The 26,339-nt window shown below is 53.5% G+C and carries 26 protein-coding genes, 2 tRNA genes, 1 pseudogene and 1 riboswitch; of the genes and pseudogenes, 19 read left to right on the top strand and 10 right to left on the bottom strand.

Annotation, left to right across the window (positions count from 1 at the left end; all coding sequences use genetic code 11):
- The 3 genes from VGM55_RS00165 to VGM55_RS00175 all read left to right on the top strand — a co-directional run.
- Positions 1–1,165: hypothetical protein (locus VGM55_RS00165; RefSeq protein ID WP_331634205.1), on the top strand; the 1,165-nt coding region annotated here is incomplete at its 5' end.
- A 161-nt stretch (positions 1,166–1,326) separates the two neighbouring features.
- Positions 1,327–3,729, top strand: a complete 2,403-nt coding sequence (locus VGM55_RS00170) for a sulfatase-like hydrolase/transferase (RefSeq protein WP_331634207.1) — start codon at positions 1,327–1,329, stop codon at positions 3,727–3,729.
- 8 nt (positions 3,730–3,737) lie between these two features.
- Positions 3,738–4,361 (top strand): lytic transglycosylase domain-containing protein, encoded by a 624-nt coding sequence (locus VGM55_RS00175; RefSeq protein ID WP_331634208.1) that lies wholly within the window; start codon positions 3,738–3,740, stop codon positions 4,359–4,361.
- Positions 4,362–4,438: 77 nt separating this feature from the next.
- Here the strand turns inward: VGM55_RS00175 and VGM55_RS00180 are convergent, their stop codons facing one another.
- The 4 genes from VGM55_RS00180 to tenA are packed head-to-tail and all read right to left on the bottom strand — an operon-like array spanning position 4,439 to position 7,581.
- Positions 4,439–5,371, bottom strand: coding sequence for an ABC transporter substrate-binding protein (locus VGM55_RS00180; RefSeq protein WP_154186359.1), 933 nt, complete (start codon positions 5,369–5,371; stop codon positions 4,439–4,441).
- 25 nt (positions 5,372–5,396) lie between these two features.
- Complete coding sequence (locus VGM55_RS00185) at positions 5,397–6,167, bottom strand: ABC transporter permease (RefSeq protein WP_154186361.1); 771 nt, start codon at positions 6,165–6,167, stop codon at positions 5,397–5,399.
- Positions 6,164–6,904: an ABC transporter ATP-binding protein gene (locus VGM55_RS00190; protein ID WP_331634209.1), complete on the bottom strand. Its 741-nt coding sequence runs from the start codon at positions 6,902–6,904 to the stop codon at positions 6,164–6,166. The genes VGM55_RS00185 and VGM55_RS00190 overlap by 4 nt, the downstream gene beginning before the upstream one ends.
- Positions 6,901–7,581, bottom strand: coding sequence for a thiaminase II (tenA, locus tag VGM55_RS00195; RefSeq protein WP_331634210.1), 681 nt, complete (start codon positions 7,579–7,581; stop codon positions 6,901–6,903). The genes VGM55_RS00190 and tenA overlap by 4 nt, the downstream gene beginning before the upstream one ends.
- Before the next feature lie 59 nt (positions 7,582–7,640).
- Positions 7,641–7,742, bottom strand: a riboswitch (TPP riboswitch).
- 162 nt (positions 7,743–7,904) lie between these two features.
- Between tenA and VGM55_RS00200 the strand changes: the two genes are divergently transcribed.
- Entirely contained in the window at positions 7,905–8,927 is a 1,023-nt protein-coding gene (locus tag VGM55_RS00200; RefSeq protein WP_154186367.1) for an LLM class flavin-dependent oxidoreductase, read from the top strand.
- 24 nt (positions 8,928–8,951) lie between these two features.
- Entirely contained in the window at positions 8,952–9,527 is a 576-nt protein-coding gene (locus VGM55_RS00205; protein WP_154186369.1) for a DUF1349 domain-containing protein, read from the top strand.
- Between the two features lie 91 nt (positions 9,528–9,618).
- Here the strand turns inward: VGM55_RS00205 and blc are convergent, their stop codons facing one another.
- Positions 9,619–10,152: an outer membrane lipoprotein Blc gene (gene blc, locus VGM55_RS00210; RefSeq protein ID WP_154186371.1), complete on the bottom strand. Its 534-nt coding sequence runs from the start codon at positions 10,150–10,152 to the stop codon at positions 9,619–9,621.
- A gap of 117 nt (positions 10,153–10,269) precedes the next feature.
- Between blc and VGM55_RS00215 the strand changes: the two genes are divergently transcribed.
- The 10 genes from VGM55_RS00215 (at position 10,270) to VGM55_RS00260 (ending at position 18,081) form a co-directional block, all read left to right on the top strand.
- Positions 10,270–10,998 carry a MerR family transcriptional regulator gene (locus VGM55_RS00215; protein ID WP_154186373.1) on the top strand — a complete coding sequence of 243 codons (729 nt, stop codon included), beginning with the start codon at positions 10,270–10,272 and terminating at the stop codon, positions 10,996–10,998.
- 229 nt (positions 10,999–11,227) lie between these two features.
- Positions 11,228–11,662 (top strand): nuclear transport factor 2 family protein, encoded by a 435-nt coding sequence (locus tag VGM55_RS00220; RefSeq protein ID WP_154186375.1) that lies wholly within the window; start codon positions 11,228–11,230, stop codon positions 11,660–11,662.
- Positions 11,659–12,378 (top strand): SDR family NAD(P)-dependent oxidoreductase, encoded by a 720-nt coding sequence (locus VGM55_RS00225; protein ID WP_154186377.1) that lies wholly within the window; start codon positions 11,659–11,661, stop codon positions 12,376–12,378. Before VGM55_RS00220 ends, VGM55_RS00225 begins: the two co-directional genes overlap by 4 nt.
- Positions 12,375–13,655 (top strand): NAD(P)/FAD-dependent oxidoreductase, encoded by a 1,281-nt coding sequence (locus tag VGM55_RS00230; RefSeq protein ID WP_154186379.1) that lies wholly within the window; start codon positions 12,375–12,377, stop codon positions 13,653–13,655. Before VGM55_RS00225 ends, VGM55_RS00230 begins: the two co-directional genes overlap by 4 nt.
- Positions 13,636–14,358 carry a DUF1365 domain-containing protein gene (locus tag VGM55_RS00235; protein WP_154186381.1) on the top strand — a complete coding sequence of 241 codons (723 nt, stop codon included), beginning with the start codon at positions 13,636–13,638 and terminating at the stop codon, positions 14,356–14,358. Before VGM55_RS00230 ends, VGM55_RS00235 begins: the two co-directional genes overlap by 20 nt.
- Positions 14,355–15,575 carry a class I SAM-dependent methyltransferase gene (locus VGM55_RS00240; protein ID WP_154186383.1) on the top strand — a complete coding sequence of 407 codons (1,221 nt, stop codon included), beginning with the start codon at positions 14,355–14,357 and terminating at the stop codon, positions 15,573–15,575. The genes VGM55_RS00235 and VGM55_RS00240 overlap by 4 nt, the downstream gene beginning before the upstream one ends.
- Positions 15,572–16,057 (top strand): DUF2878 domain-containing protein, encoded by a 486-nt coding sequence (locus VGM55_RS00245; protein ID WP_331634211.1) that lies wholly within the window; start codon positions 15,572–15,574, stop codon positions 16,055–16,057. Before VGM55_RS00240 ends, VGM55_RS00245 begins: the two co-directional genes overlap by 4 nt.
- Positions 16,054–16,581, top strand: a complete 528-nt coding sequence (locus tag VGM55_RS00250) for a hypothetical protein (RefSeq protein WP_154186387.1) — start codon at positions 16,054–16,056, stop codon at positions 16,579–16,581. The genes VGM55_RS00245 and VGM55_RS00250 overlap by 4 nt, the downstream gene beginning before the upstream one ends.
- Positions 16,578–17,108 carry a DUF3833 domain-containing protein gene (locus VGM55_RS00255; protein ID WP_154186389.1) on the top strand — a complete coding sequence of 177 codons (531 nt, stop codon included), beginning with the start codon at positions 16,578–16,580 and terminating at the stop codon, positions 17,106–17,108. The genes VGM55_RS00250 and VGM55_RS00255 overlap by 4 nt, the downstream gene beginning before the upstream one ends.
- A gap of 13 nt (positions 17,109–17,121) precedes the next feature.
- Positions 17,122–18,081 carry a DUF523 and DUF1722 domain-containing protein gene (locus VGM55_RS00260; protein WP_331634212.1) on the top strand — a complete coding sequence of 320 codons (960 nt, stop codon included), beginning with the start codon at positions 17,122–17,124 and terminating at the stop codon, positions 18,079–18,081.
- Between the two features lie 79 nt (positions 18,082–18,160).
- Here VGM55_RS00260 and VGM55_RS00265 read toward each other — a convergent pair whose 3' ends face one another.
- Positions 18,161–18,496 carry a gamma-glutamylcyclotransferase family protein gene (locus VGM55_RS00265; protein ID WP_154186393.1) on the bottom strand — a complete coding sequence of 112 codons (336 nt, stop codon included), beginning with the start codon at positions 18,494–18,496 and terminating at the stop codon, positions 18,161–18,163.
- 338 nt (positions 18,497–18,834) lie between these two features.
- On the opposite strand from VGM55_RS00265, the gene VGM55_RS00270 reads away from it, so the two are divergent.
- Positions 18,835–20,283, top strand: coding sequence for an EAL domain-containing protein (locus VGM55_RS00270; protein WP_331634214.1), 1,449 nt, complete (start codon positions 18,835–18,837; stop codon positions 20,281–20,283).
- 103 nt (positions 20,284–20,386) lie between these two features.
- Here the strand turns inward: VGM55_RS00270 and VGM55_RS00275 are convergent.
- Both VGM55_RS00275 and mtfA read right to left on the bottom strand, forming a co-directional pair.
- Positions 20,387–20,462 (bottom strand) — tRNA-Asn (locus VGM55_RS00275).
- A 100-nt stretch (positions 20,463–20,562) separates the two neighbouring features.
- Positions 20,563–21,360, bottom strand: a complete 798-nt coding sequence (mtfA, locus tag VGM55_RS00280) for a DgsA anti-repressor MtfA (RefSeq protein WP_331634215.1) — start codon at positions 21,358–21,360, stop codon at positions 20,563–20,565.
- Between the two features lie 93 nt (positions 21,361–21,453).
- Between mtfA and VGM55_RS00285 the strand changes: the two genes are divergently transcribed.
- Positions 21,454–21,543 (top strand) — tRNA-Ser (locus VGM55_RS00285).
- 353 nt (positions 21,544–21,896) lie between these two features.
- Here the strand turns inward: VGM55_RS00285 and VGM55_RS00290 are convergent.
- Positions 21,897–23,691: pseudogene (locus tag VGM55_RS00290) on the bottom strand (KUP/HAK/KT family potassium transporter).
- A gap of 117 nt (positions 23,692–23,808) precedes the next feature.
- Entirely contained in the window at positions 23,809–24,891 is a 1,083-nt protein-coding gene (locus VGM55_RS00295; protein WP_154186402.1) for an FKBP-type peptidyl-prolyl cis-trans isomerase, read from the bottom strand.
- Positions 24,892–25,164: 273 nt separating this feature from the next.
- Between VGM55_RS00295 and VGM55_RS00300 the strand changes: the two genes are divergently transcribed.
- On the top strand, positions 25,165–25,677 hold the full coding sequence (locus tag VGM55_RS00300) for a fimbrial protein (protein WP_154186404.1): 513 nt from the start codon (positions 25,165–25,167) through the stop codon (positions 25,675–25,677).
- A gap of 74 nt (positions 25,678–25,751) precedes the next feature.
- Positions 25,752–26,282 carry a fimbrial protein gene (locus tag VGM55_RS00305; RefSeq protein ID WP_154186406.1) on the top strand — a complete coding sequence of 177 codons (531 nt, stop codon included), beginning with the start codon at positions 25,752–25,754 and terminating at the stop codon, positions 26,280–26,282.
- The last annotated feature ends 57 nt before the right edge of the window (positions 26,283–26,339 follow it).

Below are 26,339 nucleotides of genomic sequence, written 5' to 3' on the forward strand. Positions count from 1 at the left end.
AGTATCTGGCTCAGGCAGAGCCTTCAGGATAGACTTACTCATGGCGTATCACCTCTCTGTTGTTGAAATCTGTCACGAAATCAATCAGCAGGATACGCCACCCTCTTCAAATCCCCGTACACCAGAAATGAGCATAACTCATAATTTAGACTCTAAGACAACCCTTAATCTTCGGAAATTTAACCCTGAATTCTGGTATAATAAAAATGGTACACCTGGCACAACTGAAATGATCCAGAGGAAACGCTATGATGAAAGTTTGTATGACTATTATAAAAATATTCTTACTGGGGGGTTAGGTTTAACATTTGAGCAGATGGTTGACAGAGGGTGGTGTGTAAAAAATAGTTCAACAGGAAATGGCCCTGGCCGGGCGGAATATAGCTGCGATGCATCACCTCGAACAAATATGTTTAATAACACCGCTGAATTTACCGACACCTATCTTATTGCTCAAAAATTTATGGATCTTACAGATAGTTCACCTTATACCTATCTAACCAATGATACACTTGATTTTGACGCCATGTTTGCTGACGAAGGTTATTTATTCTCAGATGCTGCTGTAAAAACACACCCACTTTTTTATACTTATTTAGGTAAGCGACCATTCAGATATATGTGTGGTTCTGCATTTGCGCCTTCAACGGTTAATAATTCTTCGCAAGTGATTAAATCTATTAAGTTTGGTAAGAAAACAGGCTCCTATTTGATCGAGTTGTCATCTGACCCAGCAGTTTTAGACGAATTCTCCCAGATGGATATTACTGATGATGCAGTCAGTGCCAGGACTGACAGTAGCAGTGGACTTTTACGTGCACTGCCTGTCATTGCTAAAGGTGTTAATCCTAGAAAAATCATTATTATTATATCCGATGGCGATGATACACCCGAGCCACAAAAAGTTGCTGATACTCTCCATAAAACCCACAAAGTTTGTGACAGAATCAGAACAGGACTTCGAAAATACTCTGCGGCTGAAACTACGTCTGTCGATCTTTATTTTATTTCTCTGACTACTGGGGCAAGTAGGGTTAAATACTGGGCTGATAACTGTGTTGGGGCCGATCATGCTTTTACAGCTCGAAAATATCAAGAGCTAATTGATACCTTGACCGGTATCGTTCAAAAAGAGTCTCTACATTTTGTCAATGACAGAGACTAAAAGGCGTAGCGAGCAAACTGCAGAGCGTACAATATACAGTCATGGAATGTGTATTGTACGTTAAATGCTTTTTTGTATTTTAATGTCATATTAACTTTTACCGTTTCTTCGTATAAGCTTTTTCATTTGAAATGGTTGCTAACTTATTACAATATCAGCTTATGAAAACACTGCTTTTGGGTCTGTCCTTTCTGGCACTTGCCCGTGCTATGTATTTGACTTTATCTCTTAAAGGACGATTTTCTTTTATTATTAAGTCCTTTTTTATTCTTCAGCCCATTTTGATATTCCTGGTTGTGGCCTGTTGGATCATTGCTGACTGGTTTACAGGTTGCGGATTCGATGATTCTGTTTTTTATCATCTTCGCTTCGGCACGGAAGGGGCAGGGATAAGTGACTTTACTCCACAAATACTCATTTTTATTTTTATTTTTTTTCTGGGTGTCGTCATTTCTGGACTGTACTACTATTTATGCAAGCGATGCTCTGGAATAAGTGTTTCAGTAAAGGAAGTATTGTTTAGCATCATATTGTTGATTATTTCCTACGCAGTAAATCCTGCCGTGCATAATCTTTTTGGCTATTTTTATTTAAACCAAATTGAAAAGGATTTTCCACTTTATTTCCATGCTGGGCCTGAAGTCGTTTCAGTTAAGTCTCCCAGGAACGTGCTTTATCTTTACCTGGAAGGATTGGAAAGAACCTATCTGGATAAAACGATTTTTCCGGGATTGCTGCCGAATTTGAGTGTGCTGGAAGAAAAGAGCGTGAGTTTTACACACGTTGATCAACCCCTGGGCGCCTCATGGACTATAGCCGGTATGGTGAGTAGCCAGTGCGGTCTACCCTTGCTGATGTTGTTTACCAACTACGATTTCAGCCTGAACGAGTTCATTCCAAATGCTCGCTGCCTTGGAGACATGTTGCAAGAGCAAGGGTATCGTCTTGAATATATGGGCGGGGCAAAATCTGAATTCGCCGGGAAAGGGCTATTTTATCGTAGCCATGGTTTCAGCCGTATTGATGGACTTCAGGATCTGCTGCAGGAGCCAGATTATGTCAACAGCTGGGGCCTTCATGATGATACGCTTTACGATTTACTTGCTCAGCGTTTTACCCTGCTTGGGCAGCAATCTCAGCCTTTTGCCCTTTTTTCCATTAATGTTGGCACCCATCAGCCTCAAGGTTATATAGCCAGATCATGTGAGAAGTTTCGCTACGGCAACGGAAGGAATAAGCATCTTAATGCCGTGCACTGTACCGACAAGTTGATCGGAGATTTTCTGAACAGGATTAAAACCGAGCCAGCCTTTACCAATACATTGATTGTGCTGGTATCCGACCATCTGGCACCTCCAGCGACAATCACGACGCCTTTGCTTGAAAAAGGCGATCGCAAAAATCTGTTTATGGTGATTGACCCAGGCCGTGAGCCTGGAACCGTCACCCGACCTGGGACGACACTTGATATCACGCCAACGTTGCTGGGTTACTTAAACTTTGGCTCGACATCGCTTGGATTGGGCAGGGATCTTAACGGTAGTGAAAAAACACTGCTTGAAACGTTCGGCAGTATGGAGGCTTTCAATCGTCGGTTACTCTCCTGGAGAGCTTCCATTGATGAAATACTTTGGGGGTACCCATCAATGCCACCGGAGGTTGCCGTATCCCCTGACACCATGCAAGTTTCTATAGGTGAACGACGTATTAAATACCCTGTGCTGATTACCTATCAGGAAACGGGTAAAATTAATGAAATTTGGTACAGTAGCCCTCGCTCAATAATTTCCACCTCGATGACGCCGGCAGCTTACCTGTCCTCTGTCATTAACAATACTATGGCTTTTTTGTGGCTGGATAGTTGCGTACAGATTCATACCCTGGCACCCGCTCTCAAGAAAGAAAACGATGCCTTTTGCTATTACAGTGGATCATTGGCGGGAAGAACGCCTCGCTATGGCGCGATATCACAAACAACGACCTCTATTGCAATTAACCCCGATCCCTCGGCTGCATTGTCCATTGAGCGCGCAAATCAGCTGCGTGAAAAACTCCGTGTTACTAATTTAATTCATTGGGATAAGCTCAATATCCTCAACCCCTCTATACCACCGGTGCAGATCGTAAAGTTCATTTCTGCCGGGCAAGACTCTGTTAATGGTCCTTCATTTCTTCTTGACGCCGAGTTTGCAGAGCCCGGTTTGCATTTAGCGCAGATTATTTTCGATTCTAAATCTGAACAACTCACCCTTTCGTCGCTGCCAGTAGATATCTGCCCCGGAGATGATGTCTCAGACGTTATTGCTAAATCGTTTGGGCAAAATGTGAGTAGTCGAAATTCTGTGAATACTCTTTTTTATGCCATAGCCGGAAGCGGAAGCGTTAACTGTCAAAAAGTTATCAATGCAGGCCGTATCTCTGGTTTAAAAATGCCTGGTCAGACGGAGGCTGGAATGCCTTACCTCGCCATTTTAGACAGCCAGGAAAATGTGCTTTTTGAGAAACAGGGACGGGTAGAGCAGACACTTGGTCTGGACGTTCTGCTCAATTCGCCAGGTGTATAGGAGAGGGGATGGATTTTTCAGGAATGATTGAGCAGTGTGCGCCGGAAGTGGCACCACATATACTGGAACGTATTATCAAAGTGGAATCCTCACATAACCCCTATGCCATTGGCGTTGTAGGGGGACGGCTGGCCAGGCAGCCTAAAAATAAAGATGAGGCGACCGTAACGGCACGCGCGTTACATAAAGACGGTTGGAATTTTTCTATGGGGTTAGGGCAGATCAATCGCTATAACCTGGCCAAATATGGACTTGATTATGAGAGCGTATTTGAACCATGCCATAACCTGCGCGTGGCCGCGGGAATTTACACGGAATGCCTGCAAAGGGCGCAGCCCAGATTCAGTCCCCGGGAGGCAGCGCTGGCCGCTTTCTCATGTTATTACAGCGGCAATTTCAGGCGGGGCTTTCAGTCTGATGGCGCGGGTAAAGGGAGCTATGTGCAGAGAATTACTGCGGCTTTGCCGACCACTGACAACCTTGAGCCTATTGAGGTAATCCCCTATAACAAAGGTAACGTCCCTTCTGCTGCCAGAATAAAAAAATCCGGAACGACAAAAGATGAGGCCAGAATTTCGCGGCTGCCTTCTTCAACGAAACGCTCTGAAGTGAAAGAACTGCGTGGAGAATAGCGCCAGGTGATTAAAAAGGGGGCGTTATGTTCCCCCTTATTTGTTTTTATGAAAACCGCCAGCGGAGAGAGCCGGGACTAACGGAGTTCCAACGCATAGTCGCCCACCGGGGTGATTTTCTTGATCAGCTTATTATCAAACAGGAACTGTTCGTAGGCCTGGTAGCGCGCACGATCGAGTTTTGCCGGGTCGGCAGCAAACAGCGGCAGGCTCGCCTGCCATGCCTGTTTATTGAGCTCGGTATTCAGCTCCGCGTGGGCTTTAGCAAACGCCTGCCAGGTTTCCTGCGGGTGTGCCTGCAGGTACTCGTTGCCCTTTTTCAGCGCGGCGAAGAATTTTTTGATTTTCGGCTCATTTGCCGTTTTGCGATTAGCTACAAAAATCAGCTCATCGTAGGCTGGAACACCGTAGTCCTCGACATTAAACACCACCGGCGCTTTGCCCTGAAGCTTCAGCTCGAGCGCTTCAATATTGCGATAGCCGCCGATCACCGCGTCCACCTGGCCCGCCAGTAGCGCGCTGGTCAGCTGGAAGTTAACGTTTATCAGTTTCATCGCTTTCGGCGTGATGTGCTCATGTTCAACCATGGTCGCAAGCGTCGCCTGCTCAATACCGCTGACCGAGTAGCCGATTTTCTTTCCCTTGAGGTCGGCAGGTGATTTGATGTTGTGATCCAACGTCATCACCGTGTTTAACGGCGAGTTAATCAGCGTTCCCACGCGCACCAGCGGTAGACCCTGGTCGGCAAAGAAGTGCAGCTGCGGCTGGTAAGTGATGGCCAGATCGGCCTGACCTGCGGCGACCAGCCGCGGCGGGAGTGCAGGGTCGGACGGTGGAATAATTTTCACATCCAGTCCTTCCGCTTTAAATGCCCCGATCTGTTCTGCCACCATAATCGGGGCGTGATCGGGATTGATATACCAGTCGAGTACCAACGTCAGCTTTTCGGCGGCAGAGGCCTGGGCGACAAAGGTAGCGGTGAGCAACAGACCACACAACGTTTTTTTCATTCTATTTCTTCCTTAATTCAGACGATTATTCATCGTTTTCCGGCGACCAGGCAATCAGCCGCCGCAGCAGGGTATCTACCGCCAGCCAAAGCAGAACGGTCATCAGGACTAAAATAAACAGCGCGGCAAAGCAGACGTCGGTTTGCATACGGGCGTTGGCGTTGAGCATGACGTAGCCCAGCCCTTCGGCAGATCCGACCCACTCGCCGATGATTGCGCCGATGGGAGCAACGGCAGCGGCCATGCGCAGCCCTGAGCCAAAAGCAGGCAGTGCCGCCATCAGCCGCACGTGCCTTAGCTGCGCCCAGCGCGAAGCTCCCATGGTGCGGGCCAGATCCAGATAGTCGTTATTCACCCGACGCAGTCCGTCAAAGAACGACGACACCACCGGGAAGAAGATAACCAGCACGGCCATCGCTACTTTGGCGCTCATGCCAAAACCAAACCACAGCACCAGCAGCGGTGCCAGGGCAAAGACCGGAATCGCCTGGCTGGTCAGCACCAGCGGCATCAGCCACCGCTGCAGGCGAGGCGAAAACATCATTCCCAGTGCCAGGCCTGCGCCGAGCAGCACCCCGAGCACAAGCCCGCTGATAATTTCTGAGGCGGTGACCAGCGTGTGCCAGGCAAGGTAGTCACGGCCGTGCCATAACGCCAGCGCCACCGCCGAAGGTGAAGGCAAAAGAAAGGCCGGAATATTGCCGAGGGTGAGCAGATACCAAAGCAGCAGCAATCCGGCGAAGACGGTCAGCCCGCGTCGCAGGCGTACAGCATGACTTTCTGATTGTGGCTTCATACTGCGGCCTTCATTAGCTGTTGCAGCAGGCTGGCCTGGCTTTTCAGCAGATAAACATCGTCCGGCGCACGAGGCGGTTGCCCGGCGATAACATGCGTATCGTCTATGCCCGCAGGCCAGCGGGACAGCACCAGCAGGCGGTGGCTGAGCCGACAGGCTTCCATGGGATCGTGGGTGATCAGCAGCACGGTATTCCTTGCCAGCAGCTCAGCCGCAAGATCCTGAATCGCCGTCCGGGTGATGGCGTCCAGCGCCGAAAACGGCTCGTCCATCAGCACTATCGGGCGCTTTTCGTAGAGCGTTCTGGCAATGGCAGCACGCTGCCTCATCCCACCAGACAGCGCGGCTGGCAGCGCTTTGGCATACCCTCCCAATCCGACCTGTTCGATCAAATGCTCCGTCCACCGGCGGTCGACAGGCTCCCCGCGTAGGCGCGAGCCCAGGGCAACGTTCTGCTCGATGCTAAGCCACGGGTAGAGCAAATCTTTCTGCCCCATCCATGCGATGCGTCCACCGACAGGCTTGCCGTCGCTGCAGATCACGCTTCCGAAGCTGGCCGGCGCCAGCCCGGCAATAATTTTGAGCAGGCTGGTTTTACCGGCACCGCTCGCGCCCAACAGGGTAACGAAGCTGCCGCCGGGAATATCAAAATTCAGCTGTTCAAACACGGTCTGGCTGCCAAAACGCAGGCTGAGATCGCGAACCTGAATATCCGGTGGGGCGAGGCTTTTGGTCATGAGGCATTCAGCCCCATTTGCCAGAACGCGGATTCAAGCTGCGTCGCGGTGGTGAATATCTGCGAAAGTTCGGCGAAGCGACTCTGTGCACCACGTTGACGGCCTAGGTTTTCCAGCAGCTGGATGGCGGCCTGCACGCCGGTCAGATAGCCTTCATCGCCATAATTACGGATCCATGTAGCGTAGGGGTTATCTTCCATCACGGTGCTGGGGCTGTGCAGCAGGCCAAGACCGATTTCGGCATAGCCGGCCACGCAGGGCAGCAGGGCGGCCAGCAGATCGAGCGCGTCACCGGAATGGCCAATATCCAACACATAGCGTGTGTAGTTCATGGTTTCGGGTGCTTCTGCCTGGGTGGCCATCTGCTCCTCGTCTAACCCCCAGCTTGCACAATAAGCAACGTGGAGCGGCAGCTCAGAGACGATGGCATTCAGCGAAGCGGTCGCGGCCCGCATTTCCGGCAGCGTGCGGAGTTTGCTGACCAGCAACGCGTAGGCACGGGCAAAGTGAATCAGGAAAAGATAATCCTGCGTCAGATAGCGCTGAAACGCGGCTTCAGGCAATGTTCCGGCGGCAAGCTGTTGCAGAAAAGGGTGATCGACGTAATCCTGCCAGTGGCGACCGGCCTGCTGACGCAGCTGTCCGTAAAGACCGTTTTCGAAAAGTGGGGTGTACATGGGACCTCCTGTGTGAGTGGAGATCCGGGCGCGCAGAGGTATGAACAGGCAATAACCGAGGCGTTATTGCCGACCGTCCCTTCGCTGGCATGACCCAGATCAGGTTCAAAGGGTTCGGCTTTCACCATCTCAGCCCATACAGGACACCCCTCGGAGGTGCCTGTTATACGACATTTACTTTTTGATTACAATCGTCGGTCGAAGCTTCCTGCCCGGCGATGGGCAGTGTTCCGTTTAGTGCGCTTTAGCGAGATTTTGCTGGCGCATGGGGCCTGATTTTTGTCACTGTAAGCCAGTGATTTCGAGTCTAAGGACGATATCCGATGAAAAAGATTGGCTTTCTCTCGTTTGGTCACTGGTCGCCTGCCGCTCAGTCAGGCACGCGCTCTGCGGCGGACACGCTGCTGCAGTCCATCGACCTTGCCGTTGCCGCCGAAGAGCTTGGCGCGGACGGCGCTTATTTCCGCGTGCACCACTTTGCTCGCCAGCTAAGCTCGCCTTTCCCGCTGCTGGCGGCCATTGGGGCAAAAACTAAACGTATTGAAATCGGCACCGGCGTTATCGATATGCGCTATGAAAACCCGCTCTATATGGTGGAGGATGCCGGTGCAGCGGATTTGATTTCCGGTGGCCGCCTGCAGCTTGGGATAAGCCGCGGCTCTCCTGAACAAGCGATCGACGGCTGGCGCTATTTTGGCTACGTTCCCGGCGAAGGGGAAACCGAGGCCGATATGGCGCGGCGCCACACTGAAGTCTTTCTCGAAGCGTTGAAGGGGCAGGGATTTGCCGAGCCGAATCCGCAGCCTATGTTCCCTAATCCGCCGGGATTGCTGCGCCTGGAGCCGTTTTCTGACGGGCTGCGCGAGCGCATCTGGTGGGGAGCCAGCTCAAACGCTACTGCGGTGTGGGCGGCGCAGCTTGGCATGAACCTGCAGAGCTCAACGTTGAAAAATGACGAAACCGGCGAGCCGTTCCACATTCAGCAGGCGAAGCAAATCCGCGCTTATCGCGCTGCCTGGAAAGAAGCTGGTCACGCGCGTGAGCCACGCGTTTCCGTTAGCCGCAGCATCTTCGCGTTAATGGACCAGCGTGACCGCAACTACTTTGGCGGCAGCGGTAAAGAAGGCGACCAGGTCGGCTATATCGAGCCACAAACCCGGGCCATTTTTGGCCGCAGCTATGCCGCTGAGCCGGAACTGCTCATTAAGCAACTGGCGCAGGATGAAGCGATTGCTGAAGCCGACACGCTGCTGTTAACCGTGCCAAACCAGCTAGGCGTGGGCTATAACGTGCACGTAATCGACTCGATTCTGAAGCACGTTGCGCCAGCGCTGGGCTGGCGCTAAATCCACCAAGAAAAAGGTCATGCCATGAACACGGATTTTTACTGGATTAATGCGCCAAAAGTCTGGCGTGAAGGCGACGGCGTGCTTTCTGTCGTCACCGACGAACAAACCGATTTTTGGCGCAAAACGTGGTACGGCTTTGAGCGCTTCTCCGGCCATTTTTATGGCTGCGATGTGAGCGGGGATTTTACCTTCCAGGTGAAGGTAAAAGCGGATTTTAGCGCGCTCTACGATCAGGCTGGTATCATGCTGTTGATGGATGAATCCCACTGGCTAAAAGCGGGGATCGAGTTTAACGACGGCGCCCCGGCCATTGGCAGCGTGCTCACGTTCGGGCATTCTGACTGGGCAACCGGCCTCTTCCCCGGCAACGCGAATCTGTTCTGGATGCGTCTTACCCGCAAAGGCGACAGCCTGCGTCTGCAATATTCCGCCGACGGCAGCACCTGGCCGCTGCTGCGGCTGGCGCATTTCCCCACTGCCGAAAAATGCACGGTCGGGGTCATGTGCTGCACTCCGCAGCGCGGTGGCCTGGTGGTTAATTTCGACGGGATTGTGCTGAGCGAAGCGCTGGATAAAGACCTGCACGATTTAAGCTAAATGTCCGGTGTTTAGCAGGTCAACAGCCCACCAGAGACGTGTCTGATGGGCTTTTTTTTCATCGGCTATCGGGCAATGAGATCTTCGCCTCTTACTCTCGGGGCTGTTTTACCCAGACTAACCGGTCGACCTGGAATCCCAGACTGCGTGCCGTTTTAAGGTAGTCTTGTTTGACCGACTCCGGAATAGCTGGGGTACGTGACAGGATCCACAGATAGTCACGGTTTGGCCCGCTGACCAGCGCATACCGATAATCGTCATCCAGCTTAATCACGTTATAGCCTCCATAAAACGGGCCAAAGAACGACACCTTCAGCGCGGCGGTGGTCGGCGCACCGGTGAAATAAGCTTTTCCTTTGCTCTCACTCCACGTGTTCTTGACCGGATTGTAGCCGCGGTTACGCACGCTGATACCACCATCGCCGCGTTTACCGTAGGTGGCGGTGACCTGCTCAAGGCCACGTTCGAAGCGGTTTTCCAGGCGGGCCACTTCATACCATTTGCCCAGATAGCGGTTTGCGTCAAAGCCGCCGGTGGGCCGAACGCCTTTCGGAGGCGTGGGGGATTTACAGGCAACCAGGGTCAGCGCGACGGCAATACCGGTCACAACAGGCCATAGCTTCATGAGAACTCCTTTCATTTGCGCACTGGAAGTAAAGTGTAGTGCAAACATTTCACACTTCATTCAACGCGGCATGATTCGTAGTATATTGAGAGTATTGTTTGTTATCAGGTGTTCTTCATGTCTTACTCCATCGGTGAATTTGCCCGGCTTTGCGGAATAAACGCGACCACGCTACGTGCCTGGCAGCGCCGTTACGGCCTGCTTAAACCGTTACGCACCGATGGTGGGCACCGCCTGTACAGCGATGAGGATATTAAGCAGGCGCTGAAAATCCTCGACTGGGTGAAAAAAGGGGTACCCGTCAGTCAGGTGAAGCCCCTGTTGGCGCGCCCTGAGACACGCAGAACAAACAACTGGCTTGCTCTGCAGGAGGGCATGCTGCAGCGGCTGAATGAGGGAAAAATCGAGTCCCTGCGGCAGCTGCTCTACGATTCAGGTCGCGAGTATCCTCGCCCTGAGCTGGTCACGGAAGTATTGCGCCCGTTGCGCAGTAAAGTGTCAGCCAACGTACCTGCCATGATGACCCTGCGCGAAATTCTCGACGGCATTATCATCGCCTACACCTCGTTTTGCCTCGAGGGGGACAAAAGGGCACCCGGTGATAACTGCCTGATCACCGGCTGGCATCTGACCGATCCGTGCGAAATTTGGCTTGAAGCCCTCAGGCGCACCGGCCAGGGGCATCGCATTGATGTGCTTCCCGTTCCGCCTGCCGCCCTGGCGCCGGAAATCTTCCCCGAACGAAAATGGCTGCTGGTCACCACCGGCAAACTCACCGCCGCACGCAAAAAGCAGATTGACCTCTGGCAGCAGCAGGGCGCTTCCCTCGAGATCATTCCTCTGTAATTTCTTCTTCCGCCTTCACAACGCGCACCGTTACCCACTCGCTGAAAACGCGGTGGGTGGGTCGTGGTCTTCAAAAATAAAAAATATTCTGCACAATAATTTATTTGTTAATGCGCTGAATATACTGGATTTTAAAAAATAAACCCACCAAAACTTGGACAAATATAATTAATTGTGCAAGTTTTAATTATACGATAACGCCACACGCTTCACCGCCAGGGTGAGATTCATGAGCGCAACGCCATCCGCTATTCAGCGATTTGTTGATTATTACGCCGGGCTGGACAAACAGCCGCCATCGACGTTGGCCGGTCTCTATGAGACGGATGCCACACTTATCGATCCGTTTGGCCAGCATCAGGGGCTGGCTGAGATCCAACGCTACTTCACCCACCTGCTGGCCAGGGTGGCCTACTGCCGCTTCTCCATAGACCCTCCGCTCTGCGACGGTTCACGGTTTGCCGTGACCTGGACTATGCACTGGTCCCATCCGCGGATTGCCGGAGGAGAAAGGCTGTCCTTGCCGGGATGCTCATTCGTGGATATTCAGAATGACCTGATTATTCACCAGCGCGACTACTACGATGCCGGAGAGATGCTCTATGAACATCTTCCGCTGTTGGGCTGGGCGGTCCGTGGCGTGAAAAGAAGGGTACGCGCATGATGACTGTCCTCATCACCGGAGCAAGTTCAGGTATTGGGGCCGGACTTGCAAAATCCTGGGCCGATGACGGCTGGCACGTCATTGCCTGTGGGCGTGATGCGGCCCGGCTGGCGTCTTTACAGCAGCACAGCCCAAATATCACGGTGCGCCTGTTCGATATGACCGACCAGAATGCCAGCCGAGAGGCGCTGGCGGACTGTCCGGCCGATCTGGTTATTCTCTGCGCGGGCACCTGTGAGTATCTGGAGAACGGTGAGGTGGATGCCGCTCTGGTGGCGCGGGTGATGACCACTAATTTCCTTGGGCCGATAAATTGTCTGGCGGCCCTTCAGCCGCGGCTTGTTTCCGGTAACCGCGTGGTGCTGGTCAGCTCGATGGCCCACTGGCTGCATTTTCCACGAGCAGAAGCCTATGGCGCGTCCAAGGCCGCATTAACCTGGTTTGCCAATAGCCTGCGCCTGGACTGGGAGCCGAAAGGTATTGCTATCACCGTGGTCTCACCGGGGTTTGTCGATACCCCTCTTACCCGTAAAAACGACTTTGCGATGCCGGGGCAGGTCAGCGTGGATCGGGCGGTGAAAGCCATTCGTCACGGTCTGGCGAAAGGAAAAAACCACATCGCTTTCCCGGCGGGATTCAGTCTGATTATGCGCCTGCTGGCAGGGCTGCCAGCAGGTCTCCAACGCCTCTTTTTGCGCAGGATGGTACGCCCATGAACATCGCCATTATCGGCAGCGGTATTGCCGGGCTGACCTGTGCCTGGCGGCTCGCCGGGCATCATCAGGTCACGCTGTTTGAAGCGGATCCCAGGATTGGGGGGCATACCGCCACGGTGGATATCGCCACGTCTCAGGGAACATATGCCATCGATACGGGGTTTATTGTCTATAACGATCGGACCTATCCGCGCTTTATGGGGCTGCTGAGCGAGCTGGGTATCAGCGGACAAAAAACACAGATGAGTTTTTCGGTACACAACCCGCAGAGCGGGCTGGAGTACAACGGACACACGCTTACCTCGCTGTTCGCCCAGCGACGTAACCTGGTGAATCCGGCTTTCTGGGGGCTACTGAAAGAGGTTGTCCGCTTTAACCGCCTGGCGAAAGCGGCTCTTGCGGGCGATGTCGATCCCCGGGCCACTTTGCAGCACTTCCTTGAACAGCATAAGTTCAGCGCATTTTTTGCACGCCACTACATTTTGCCAATGGGGGCCGCTATCTGGTCTTCATCGCTGCAGGAGATGCGCCGTTTTCCGCTACCGCTGTTTTTGCGCTTCTTTGAGCACCATGGGCTGCTGGATATTACCCATCGTCCGCAGTGGTACGTGGTGCCCGGCGGCTCGCGGGAATATACCCGTGCGTTGTTGGCTCAGCTGGGCGAACGTCTGACCGTGCATCTGAACACTCCGGTGCAGCGGGTTATTCGTAGCCGCGAGGGCGTCACTGTCCAGCTTGAGCACGCAAGACAGACGTTCGATCAGGTGATTTTTGCCTGCCATTCCTCTCAGGCGCTGGCGATGCTCGACAACCCTTCTCAGGCTGAACGCGAAGTGCTTGGGGATATTGGCTGGCAACGTAACGAGGTGGTGTTACACAGTGACAGGCGCTGGCTGCCGAGGCGCGAACGTGCCTGGGCAAGCTGGAACTATCGCCTGAGCGAGCAGGATAACGTTCGTGCCTGCGTCACTTACAACATGAATATTTTACAAGGGTTGCCCGCGGGAGCGCCGCTGTTTTGTGTGACCCTGAACCCGGAAACGCCCGTCGAGGAGCGCTACGTCTGGCAGCGCTTTGTCTATGAGCATCCGCTTTTTAACCCTCAAAGCTGGCGTGCTCAGGCGCGTCGCGGCGAAATTAACGGTCATCAGCGAAGCTGGTTCTGCGGCGCTTACTGGTACAACGGCTTTCATGAAGACGGGGTACGTAGCGCCCTGGATGTGGTGAAAGGCATTGCAGCCGAAGGAGGGCAAGAAGATGAACAGTTGCCTGTATGAGGGGGGATTGCGCCACCGTCGCTTTCAGCCGAAAACGCACAATTTTACCTATCGCGTGTTTATGGCGTGGCTCGATTTAGATGAGCTTAGTGCGCTACCGTCCGTAGGGATCCGTCATAACCGTTTCGCCGCGGCGGCTTTCCACAATGTGGATTACCCGCTGGGCTGGCCGCTAAAAGAGAAGGCCCTTGAGCGCCTCGAAAGTCTGACGGGCGAGCGCCCTGATGGCCGCGTGATGCTTCTGACCCAGCTCCGTTACTTCGGTTTCCACTTTAATCCGGTCAATTTTTATTACTGCTATGACGGCGATAACCGACTGCGTTGGGTGCTTGCTGAGGTGCGGAACACCCCGTGGAACGAGCGTCATTATTATGCCGTGGATGGCCTGGCGCCGCGCCCGTTGGCAAAAGCCTTCCACGTTTCCCCGTTTAACCCAATGGACATGGTGTATCACTGGCGCTTTAACAGCCCTGGCAAAACGCTGCATATGCACATCGAAAATCATCAGGCCTCTAAAGTTTTTGACGCCACGCTGGCGCTGCACCGCGAGCCGCTGACGCGCAAAAACCTGACGTCACTGCTGCTACGTCTCCCGCTGATGACGCTGAAAACTGCCATCGCCATTTACTGGCAGGCGCTGCGGCTGTGGCTCAAACGTGTGCCTGGTTACAACCATCCCGCCAGCAGGAGTGAACGCTCATGACCGACCCCGCCTTTGCGCTTGAACCCGCTCTTCCGCGCAATGTTCGCATCGCGCGCTGGCTACTCTTCCGCCTTCTTGGTGGCATCCGGGAAGGGGCGCTAACCCTTCGCGAGGGGGGGCAGACTTTTCATTTTGGTGACGCGTCCTCCCTCCTGCATGCCGACGTGCAAATTCTCTCCTCCGGGGTTTACTGGCGAGTGTTGACCGGCGGGAGCCTTGCGGCCGCTGAAGCCTGGATGGACGGTGAGTGGGAGACGCAGCAGCTCACGCCATTACTGCAAATTCTGGCGCTCAACAGTAACGTGCTGGGACGGCTGGAAAGAGGGTTTCGCCTGCTCGGTAAGCCCGTCGAGCGCCTGCGGCACTGGACGCGGCGTAATCACCGGGAGCAGGCGCGGGAGAATATTGCCGCTCATTACGACTTGGGTAACGAATTTTATTCGCACTTCCTGGATGAGGAACTGCTCTACTCCAGCGCGTTGTTCACCGCAGGCGCTCAGGATCTTAGCCTGGCCCAGCAGGCAAAAATGGCGCGTCTGTGCGAACAGTTGGCGCTGACTGAAAGCGACCATTTGCTGGAGATTGGCACCGGCTGGGGGGCGATGGCGGAGTATGCAGCACGCCACTACGGCTGCCGGGTCACCACCACCACGCTGTCCAGGGAACAGTATCACTGGGCGAAAACGCGCATCGCCCGCGCGGGTCTTCAGGAACGTGTAGAGGTCCTGCTGTGCGATTACCGTGATTTGACCGGCGAGTATGACAAGCTGGTGTCTGTAGAGATGATTGAAGCGGTCGGTCAGCGCTATCTGCCCGCTTTCTTCCGCACCTGTCAGGCGCGTTTGCGTCCCGGGGGAAAAATGGCGATTCAGGCCATCACCATTCAGGACCAGCGCTACCGCGACTACAGCAAAAGCGTCGATTTCATTCAGCGCTACATCTTCCCCGGCGGTTTTTTACCGAGCATCTCGGTGATGAGTGACTTGATGACCCGCCACACTGATTTTGTGGTCCGCAATCTGTTCGATATGGGCCCTGATTACGCCCGCACGCTGGCACTCTGGCGGCAACGTTTTGTTCACGCCTGGCAGGACATTGAAAAGCTGGGATTTGATGACCGCTTCCGCCGCATGTGGCTTTATTACTTCGGCTACTGCGAGGCAGGGTTTAACGCCCGCACCATTAGCGTGGTGCAATTGACCGCAGAGCGCGTATGAAAAGCTCTGCACAAATCTTTCTGATGGCCATCGCCTTCGACCTGTACTGGGCGCTGGTGGTGGTGTTTCGCGAGCGGGGCCTGTTTTTGTGGTTCGCTCTCGCGATTTTTGCCTGGCTGATGCTGCCATCGGTACATCGTATTTATGCCCTGACGCTTACCGTAGCGGGCAGCGGCCTTGATGCTCTGTGGGCGCTGACAGGGCTTATCACCTTTCATGGGGATACATTGTTGCCCCTGTGGATGATGGCGCTGTGGCTAATGTTTTCAGCTGTCTGGACCCGGCTGACCCGCCTTTCAACGCTGCCGGGGTGGATACTCACGCTGCTGGCCACGCTGGGTGGCCCGCTGGCCTATCTTATCGGCAAACGCGTGGGCGCTATCACTTTTCTGGAGCCGACGTTTATCGTCGTCGGCTGGATGGCATCAGGCTGGCTGATTCTGATGCTGTTTTTCCACCTTTTGATGGGGAAGCAACGATGAGAGGCACTTTACTGTTGCTGCTCTGGCTTACCGCTATCACGCCGGTAGCCCATGCCGCCGACTGGCTGAGCTGGCGCAAAGTGGGGGACGCGACCCTCAGCTGGGGGCCGTTTACCGTCTATACCTCACAGCTGCGCACGCCGGATGGGCGTTATGCCGGTCCGGCGCAGGATCAGGCGCTGATTATTACCTATAAGCGAGACATTGGCCGCCAGGAACTGGTTGATGCCACGCGTGAGCAGTGGCGGGCGCAGGGCATTCTGGACAGGAGTCCGCAAAGTGAAACATGGCTGCACATGCTACAGGCGCTTTGGCCTGATGTGACAGCGGGCACCCAGCTGGCTTTTGTGCTTACCGACCGGCAGGGGCAGTTCTGGTATCGCGCGTCGGCGGCACAAAAAACCTTTACCCCACTAGGGCCACGTCAGTCAGAAGCCTTCAGCGCAGCCTTTCTGGCCATTTGGCTTGGCCCTCGCACGCAATATCCTGAGCTGCGACAGCGGCTGATCGGAGGTGAGAAATGAAACGCATCCTGATACTCGTTATGGGAGCCCTGTTGCTGCTGGCAGGCTGTAGCACAGAGGTTGCCGATTACCGTAACCAGCAGCCAACGCTCGACATATTCCATTACTTCCAGGGAAAAACAGCGGCGTGGGGAATGGTGCAGGATCGCAGCGGTAAACAGCTGCGCCGTTTCCATGTGGATATCGACGGTGACGTGGTGGGTGACACGCTGACGCTCAACGAGCACTTCATCTATGACGATGGCGAGAAGCAGCAACGGATCTGGCATATCCGTCGCGTCAGCCCTGAGCGCTACGAAGGCACCGCCGGGGATATTGACGGCGTGGCGACAGGCCGGGCAGCAGGCAACGCCTTCAACTGGCGCTACAGCATGAATGTGACTGCCAACGGCAATACATGGCTGCTGCACTTTGATGACTGGATGTACCTGCAGGACGGCACGCATCTTTTTAATAAAACCGCGATGAAGAAATTTGGCATTACCGTAGGCACGGTGACGCTTTTCTTCACCCGGGCAACGCAGTAAAGAGGAGAGCGCCATGAACATTCAACCCGTCATTGGAGTGAGCGGATGTTTAACCGGCTCGGCCGTACGGTTTGACGGCGGACATAAACGGATGGCCTTTGTGATGGAGGCGCTGGCTCTGGTGGTGGCGTTCAAACCCATCTGCCCAGAGGTGGCCATTGGGTTGCCCGTGCCGCGCCCGGCGTTACGGCTGGTGAAAGCGCGTGAAGGGGAGATCCGGATGCGCTTCAGCCATGCGCCGCACGACGATATCACGGAGAAAATGGCTGATTTCGCCGCAGGATATGTCTCCAGAAACGATGAGCTTTCGGGATTCATCGTGTGTGCCAAATCGCCTTGCTGCGGCATGGAGCGCGTGCGGTTGTACGATGAAATGGGCAATCGTGGGCGTAAAGAGGGCGTGGGCCTTTTCACCGGGGCGTTGCTTGAGAAATACCCGTGGTTACCGGTTGAAGAAGATGGCCGACTGCATGATCCGGTGCTGCGCGAGAACTTTGTTGAGCGCATCTTTGCTTTGCATGAACTGAACACGCTACGGGCCAATGGTCTTAGCCGACGTGCGCTGCTGAATTTCCATAGCCGCTATAAACTTCAGCTGCTGGCACACCACCAGGCGGGTTACCGTGAGATTGGGCCGTTCGTCGCCTCGTTGCATAAATGGGAAGACCTGGACAGTTTCTTCGTGGCATACCGTGAAAAACTGATGGCGATCCTCAAGAAGCCGGCCTCGCGGAAAAATCATACTAATGTAATGACGCACATTCAGGGATATTTTCGTAACCAGCTGAACGCCCGCCAGCGCGGCGAGCTGCGCGATGTGATCCTCCGCTATCGCGACGGGGTATTACCGATACTTGCCCCCCTGACGTTACTCAAACATTACCTGGCCGAATATCCGGATGACTATCTATTAACGCAGAACTATTTTAATCCCTATCCGGAGTATTTAGCTCTGCGTCTGGCCGTCAATTAATTGCGTACTGTATTATGGGCGTGCGCTTTTGCCCACAGGAGAAAAAGAGCCTGCTTTGCCCGGTGGGCCTCTCTTTGCTCTACAGCTCGCCCTGCGGCTGTAATTGATAAATCCAGGCGGTCACGGCTCTGCCATCGAGCGTGGTGACATCGACTTCGACGCGATCGTAGCCGTCCTCGAATTCATCCAGCATCGGCCAGTGTGCGCTCAGGTTGCTGGATAAAAACAGATAGCCGTGAACCTCAGGCCCCTCGTTATCCAGCACGATCCCGGGGAAATCGGCGGCGGCCCCCCAGCCTCGTTCGTAAAATGTACCGGTCACGTAGCCCGGTAGCCACTCACCGCCGATCTTTTCCATAATATGCGCATTAGCGTGACCGGGGCGAAGCGTACCGTAGACAAACAGAGATTCCATTTTTCCTCATCGTACAAAGCAATTAAAGTGGGAGCGGAGAAGGATGTTCAAAATACGGTTTAATGCTGTAGCCCGCAAGCCAAAAGCATCACGCCTGCAAATACGTATTTTTCAGTATTTGGCCGCGCGGAGTGGGGGCTTCACCCTGTAACAAACTGATAAAACGCAAGGTAGCCCGCAGTAAATAATTTTCTGCTTAGTGCATAATGACATTATGTGCCAGGCTTTCAGTAAAACCCTTACCGGCTGGTCACAGCATGCACAAACAACCCAGATACCAGCGTAGGCGCATAGCCTTATCGGCAATAATCTTCATTGCCTGTCTGTCAGGCTCAGCCTTGTTCCTCTACGTGCAAACCAGCATCTGGCTAAACGCTCAACAGCAAAATGCGATGGCTCTGGCCAAAAATCAGCTTAATTCCCTGTTTTCACATGTTCAGCGCTCGGCCCAGTCGATGTACGGCCTGGCCGGTGCGCCCTGTACAACGCAAACCATTGAAGCGCTCCGGCGCCAGCTGGCCATTACGCCTAACGTTGGGAATATTGAGCTTGCGGCTTCTGGAGAAGTCTATTGCTCCTCACTCCAGGGAGAGGTTCCTCGTGGGGCCGATCGGCGAAAATCATATCAACTCTATCTGGCATCAGACATTAAAGCGTTAAATGGTCATCCGTTCGTACTATTTCATCTACAAAACGGAAATTATGGGCTCTACACCAGCACGGATGGCTACTATATCCGTAATATCCTCGAGTCTGCCTCAGAGCATGTCCCTGTTATTCTGAGTACGACATGGGGATGGATGTCGCAGGACGGGAAAGTTCATCCGTCGACATACACCGCGAGTGACAAGGCTATTGTCATTCAATCAGGAAGCTATCCGTTCAGCCTGGCGGCCGCTATTCACTCCGGAAATGTTATTCAGACCTGCCTGGAAGATGGGCGGTTAATGATAGCGATTTTGATCCTGCTTTCTGCTGCGGCTGCGCTGTTCAGCTATCTCTGGACCGGGCGGCCCAGGACGCCTGAAAAGCTTCTGACGGAAGCAATGAAAAACCGCGAACTGCATCCGTACTTCCAGCCGATTGTTAAAGGTGAGCATCCTGCCCCGGTTGGCTGTGAGGTACTGGTCCGGTGGCTGCATAAGGGGAACATTATTCCTCCTGACCAGTTTATTCCTATGGCTGAACAAACCGGTTTAATTATTCCCCTGACGCAACAGTTGATTATTGATGTCACCGACAAGTTTGCGGCACATTACCAAACCTCCACCCCGTTTTATATCAGCTTCAATATCAGCGCCCGGCATCTGCAGTCTGCATCCATTGAGGATGACTTCGACTATTTTCTGCGTCGGGTCGGGAGCAATATCAACCTGGTTCTGGAAATTACCGAACGGGAAATGTTAACGGGTAATGACACTGCGCTGAACAATATCGAGCGGTTCAAAGCCCGGGGGGGGCGCTTCGCGCTCGATGACTTTGGTACCGGGTATTCCACGTTGGAAATACTTCATCAGATGCCGGTCGATATTATTAAAATCGACAAGCGTTTTACGTCTGGAATAGGCGTTCATCGCTTATGTAACGATATCATCGGCAATATTACCGATCTGGCAACGCGCATTGGGGCGGCAGTCATTGCTGAAGGCGTAGAAACAGAAGCGCAGGTGGATTTTCTGCGGCATCAGGGCGATATCGCTTATCAGGGATATTTTTTCTCCAGGCCACTGTCGGTTGATGCATTTAAAAACTGGCTGTCAGCCAACGCGGCGGCGGGGGAGCCTTAGTTAGCCGGGAGAAGGTGACCAGGGGAAAAAACGGACAGGGACCTGGTGCCTGTCGGGAAACAAAAAGCCCGCTTAAGTTTCCTTAAGCGGGCTTCTCTAAATATGGCTCCTCTGACTGGACTCGAACCAGTGACATACGGATTAACAGTCCGCCGTTCTACCGACTGAACTACAGAGGAATTGTTTCAACGGGGCGCATGGTAGCGTTAGCCGTTAAAACTGTCAACAGTAAAAGTAACGCATTAATTCGTATGGTTAATTTTGCATCGGGTTGTTGGTTTAATGCACCGTATTTCCCGCTGAACCGGGTGCGTTTTCACTCTCTACCAGCCGTTGTAACGGATCTTGTCCGTAGAACTGGCAAAAACGTTGGTAAAGTGACACGAAGCGGGGTGTGAAAAGCTGTGGGGCGCTGAAGAAATATTCGGAAAGCACCGCAAAGCACTCTGCCGGATCGGTTGCCGCATAGGCGTCAATACTGGCGGCATTTTCACCGACCATGTCTATTTCATCCTGAATGCTGTCCATGGCTGCATGGAGGTCATGCTCCCAGCCCGCGACGTCGCGCAATGCAATCAGCGGCACGCCGCTGGCGCGATCGCCGTTGCGGCTATCAAGCTTGTGGGCAACTTCATGGAAAATCAGGTTAAAACCGGACGCATCGAAAGAGTCCTGCACGTCAAGCCAGTTCAGCACTATCGGCCCCTGTTGCCAGCTCTGCCCGGACTGCACGACGCGCTGGCTGTGTACCAGACCAAAGTCGTCCTGCCATTCGTCATCGACGATAAACGGGGCCGGGTAGATCAGTATCTCATGAAAACCGTCCAGCCATTCGATGCCCAGCTCTAAAACCGGCAGGCAAAACAGCAGCGCTATTCGTGTGGACTTGAGTTCATCCAGTTCAAAACCCTGCACCGGCACCAGCCTTTTTTGCTGTAAAAAACGCTCGGCAAGGTGAATTAATTTTTGCTGCTCGGTTTCACTGAGTGGCGCCAGCACGGGAATGGCTAACGCCTGCTCCCACGGCAAAGCCGGGGCAGCGGTTGAATCACTTGCTTTCCAGGGCCACTTAATCATGTTACTTGCTCGCAAAGTCATCGTTCGAACTAAAACGAAAGGGCGCAGGCTGTTAAAATGCCGCATAACCTGGCATGATGGCAACCACAGAACGGAGAGATGCCGGAGCGGCTGAACGGACTAGTCTCGAAAACTAGAGTAGGGGCAACCCTACCGGGGGTTCAAATCCCCCTCTCTCCGCCATTCATTTTCATATCGTTGAATGCTATTTATTGATTTGATATCGGGTATGCCATGCGCGATCGGCTTGTTTGATGGCATTAGGCTACATCGGACAAATCTTCGCTACGCAAGTTACCACTTAGCCAGCATATTTGAATAGCGCTTTGCGACTATGTCCTTAATTCTGTGAACTAAGTCGATGCATCTATACCTGATATGCCGGCTTCACTCCCGGAACAACCTAATTTTCCACATTTTGCCTTCATACTGGGTTACTACGCATCGCGGGCAGGACAACGCGCCGGGCGTTCTGCCAGGCTTGCCGATTGCCCATCATTCCGCCTGTCCTGCGAGCGGGGTGCAGGAGAGCCACGCTAAAATTCAATCTGGCCGCCCAGCTCCACGACACGGTTCGGTGGGATCTGGAATAAGTCAGGGGCTCGCAGCGCGTTCCGCTGGAAGACCTGGAACACCCGGCCCCGCATTCTCAGATACCACGGGCGTTTCCCCATCACCAGCGTGTCCCTTGACAGAAAGAATGAGGTTTCATTGAGAGACATACTGAGGCCCGTCAGGCCACAGCGATAGAGAATATCCGTCATGTTGGGCGTTTCACGCCACCCATATCGCGCGGTGACGCGCCAGAAAGAATCAGACAGCCGTTCCGTATCAAGACGTCTGACGCGGTGTACGTAGGGAACATTCTCGGTCACCACGGTCAACAGAACCACCCGCTCATGGAGTATTTTGTTGTGCTTAAGGTTGTGGAGAAGCACAAGAGGAATGGCGCTGCTTGCTCTGACCATCACCACCGCCGTGCCTTTAACCCGCTGCGGCGGGTCTTTCTCAAGAGCGGTAATCAGCGCATGCAGCCCTTCTTCATCCTCTCTCAGGCGGCCAAGAAGGCGAGAGCGTTCTGTTTTCCAGGTCAACATCACCGAAAGCACCAGCAAACCAAGAATGACCGGTAACCAGCCGCCGGTAAACAATTTAGACAGGTTCGCGCTAAACAGCGGCACATCAATAAGCATCATCAGGCACAGCATGATCCCTGCCTTAACGAACGACCAGCCCCAGCAGTGGCGGGCAACAATGAACAGCAGTACCGATGTCAGTACCATTGTTCCCGTCACGACGATGCCATAGGCTGAAGCCAGCGCGCCGGACTGCCGGAAAGAGACGATAACAACGAGCACGGCCGCAAATAAAAGCCAGTTCACCACCGGGATATAAATTTGCCCCGACTCATCTTCAGAAGTATGAATAATGCGCATTGGGGGGAGATATCCCTGGCGAACAGCCTGACGCGTCATGGAAAAAACGCCCGAGATAACGGCCTGCGAGGCAATAACCGTCGCCAGCGTCGCGCAGCAACAGCGCGCCCTGGCCAAAATAATTCAACACCAGTGCTGGCATGACTAACGAAAACCAGGCAATTCGAATGGGGGGTTTGCCAAAATGCCCCATATCAGCATACAGGGCTTCGGCACCGGTGACCGCCAGAACGACCATGCCCAGCGCGGTGAAAGAGGTGGCGTGATAGGTGACAAAAAAATGAAACGCCCACTGCGGGTTCAATGCCTGCAGTATTGCCGGGTAATGAAGAATGCCTCTGATCCCCAATACCGCGAGCACACCAAACCAGAGAATCATCACCGGCGCAAACCACTTACCGACCAGCCCGGTTCCTTTTTTCTGAATAATAAAGAGGACGGTCAGCACAATGATCGACAGCGGCACAACATACCCGGACAGAGAAGGGGCGATAATTTCCATTCCTTCGATCGCAGAGAGCACGGAAATTGCCGGGGTAATGACACCGTCACCGTAGAAAAAGCTGCCGCCAATCAGCCCCAGCAGGATGATTATGCCGGTGCTTCTCGGTCCGAGTTGCCGTATCGCGAGCGACATCAGCGTCAGGATCCCACCCTCGCGCTCGCTATCAGCCCGCATCACAAAGACAATGTATTTAATCGAAACAATCAGCGTCAGCAGCCAGAAAATAAGCGACAAAAAACCAAATAAAGCCGCAGGATCGTTGGCCGCATTGCCCACGCTTTTTAGGCATTCCCGTAAGGTATACAAGGGGCTTGTGCCAATATCGCCATATACCACACCCACGGCGGCCATTGTCATTGCTGACAATGACGTTTTCTTTTTCACTGACATGATTGACCCTTAGCCCGTCGGGAAAATGTTAACCAGAAGTGAATAAGAGTATAGCCAGAACCTGGCCGTCCGACGGAACGCTTTGCGGAAAGTCAGGTACGGTTTACGGCGATATTTTTAGCCCCTGACGCCCACCACGCTAAGCTGATAAATCATGGTTGCACCTGGCGGGATCTGCGGGGGTTGCCCGCGGTCACCATAAGCCAGTTCTGGCGGCACGACCAGCGTCATTACGCCGCCATTGCCCGCCAGTTCAATGGCCTCTTTAAACATCGGTGGGAACTCGCTAAGTTTCTGTGAAATCACGGCTCCGGTGCGCTTCATGTCGTTCACCACCGTGCCATCGATAAGCTTCTCTGTTACCTGAATATCAACGGTACTGGTGGCCGCGATTCTGCGCTGACCTTTCTTTTCCAGCTGGTAATAAAACCCGCCCGGTGAACGGTGTACACCGGCGCGTTTCACAAATTGCTCGGTATATTTTGCGCCATCCTGACGGTGGCGCCAGGCGTAGGCTTCGGTAGCTTCCTGCAAACTCGACTCCCGCTCTTCAATGCGCTCGCGAAGCTCATTTTCCGGCACTCGGATGCGGTTGTTCAGGTAGTCCTCGATGCCGGTGATTACGGCGTCGTTGTCGGTGGAAATGTTCAGCAGTTTATTGCGCTGGTGCATCATGGCGATGTTTTTGCCAATCATCACGCCGGTGGCGTAGTCGGTTAGCTTGTCTTCCCCCACGGAAGACATTGAAGAGCTGGGGTCGGCCCGCAGATAAACGCTTTTCGTTGGCGGAAGAAGCAGTGCGACGGTGCTGCGCAAAGCCTCAGATACCGCGGGCGTGAAGGAGGAGAAAAGCGAATTGCGCTGATGGGAAACAAGCTGCGCTTCCAGTTCGGCAATACGTATTTTCAGCAGGCTGGCTTCCTGCTTTTGCCCGCTAAGCTCTCTTTTTAACACGGTAAGCTGGTTCTCTTTGCGCGGCGCAGGGGGCTTCTGGCTCCTGCGGGGAACCGCTGCGGGTTTAGGAGGCGGTGGGGCTGGCCTGCTACCCTGCGGCGAAGGGGCGGGTAAAAAACGCGATTCATCAAAATTTCCGGTCGGAACATTCGACTGCGGTTGAGTCCATGAAAAATTGTCTGCTTTGCACAGGGTGGGCAGCGCTAGCAGCACCAGCACTGGCAGTATTTCAGGTCGGAACGACATGTGTAACCTCTCCGTATAACTAACAACGGGAAAATAAAATAATCTCAACTAACTAGCGTGCTTTTTTAATTTAAAAACATGAAATGAACTTCGGTAAATAATATGTTTACTACCAGTTAACTTGTTGCTGGTAAGCTGGTAATAAGTCATTTCTCAAATGGAAATTCAAATTTCTTAGTTGCCAACTATTATGTAAAGGCTCTCTGCAGAACCGCGCTGAGTTACGGAACGGGAAATAACCGTAGGTATTTTTTTTAATATGGGATTATGACAATGCGAATGAAATCAATTGTGGCAGCACTGTTTACTGTCGGCGTCATTGCCTCTCAGGCGAACGCCAGCGAAGGGGGCGGCAAGGTCACCTTCACCGGTGAGATCAACAGCGGCGCGTGTAGTATCGCCCCGGATTCCGTTGACCAGACCGTGCAAATGGGCAGCATCACCTCCAACGTGCTTAACGGCGGTGGTCAGTCATCTCCGGTCATGTTCGACATTAACCTTGTTGACTGTGACGGCACTAAAAATATGGTGAATGTTACCTTCAACGGCACCGCGGACAGCGTCGATGCAACGCTGCTGGCGCTGCAAGGCGGCCACGCTAAAGGGGCGGCCATCAAGCTGATGGATAGCAATGAAAATAAAATTGCGCTGGGTACTGCGTCGAGCAATATTTCGATCCAGCCTGGCACTAACACCCTGCGTTTACAGGCTGCGCTGCAGGGTACCGGCACCGTGACTCCGGGTGACTTTACCAGCATCGCGAACTTCACCCTGGCGTACAACTAACACCTTTGTTGATCCCCTCTGTTCCATTGAGTGATGGTTTCCATCACTCAATATTAATCGCAAAGGTGAATACGATGCTTAAGGCATGGAAAGTTGGCATAGCCCTTCTTACGTTTTTACTGACCGGCGCTTCAAGGGCGGACGATATACTGCAGGGCAAGCTGGCATTGAGTGGCTCAATCTTTTCGCCGACCTGCAATATTGATAGCGAAAGTCGCGATCAGACCGTCGATTTCGGCCAGCTGGCCGCCAGGCCAGAAGATAGCACCAGCCGTGTCGCCAGCAGCCAAACCGCGTTCACTCTCCGGCTGGTGAACTGCGATCTTCAGCTGTTAAAGAATCAGTCTGTCGACGTGCTGCTCACGGGAATCCCCAGCCAGTACGATCCGCGAATGCTGGCCGTTGATGGTGATGCGAAAGGAATAGCCATTGAAATTGCTGACAGCCGCCACCGTATTATTCCTCCGGGCATCGCCGTTAATGTCGCTACATTGATCGCGGGTGACAATGAATTAACTTTTAATACCAGCCTGCATATTTTTGGTAAACGAGTCGGCGCCGGGGAGTTTAATAGCACGGCACAAATACTGCTGCGGTATTTCTGATTATTGCAAGCTAAACGGGCGGTTGATTATTTAACGCATGGCGGTTTGCCGCGTGTT

It is taken from the genome of Cedecea sp. (assembly GCF_036500665.1).
Taxonomy (GTDB): Bacteria; Pseudomonadota; Gammaproteobacteria; order Enterobacterales; family Enterobacteriaceae; genus Cedecea.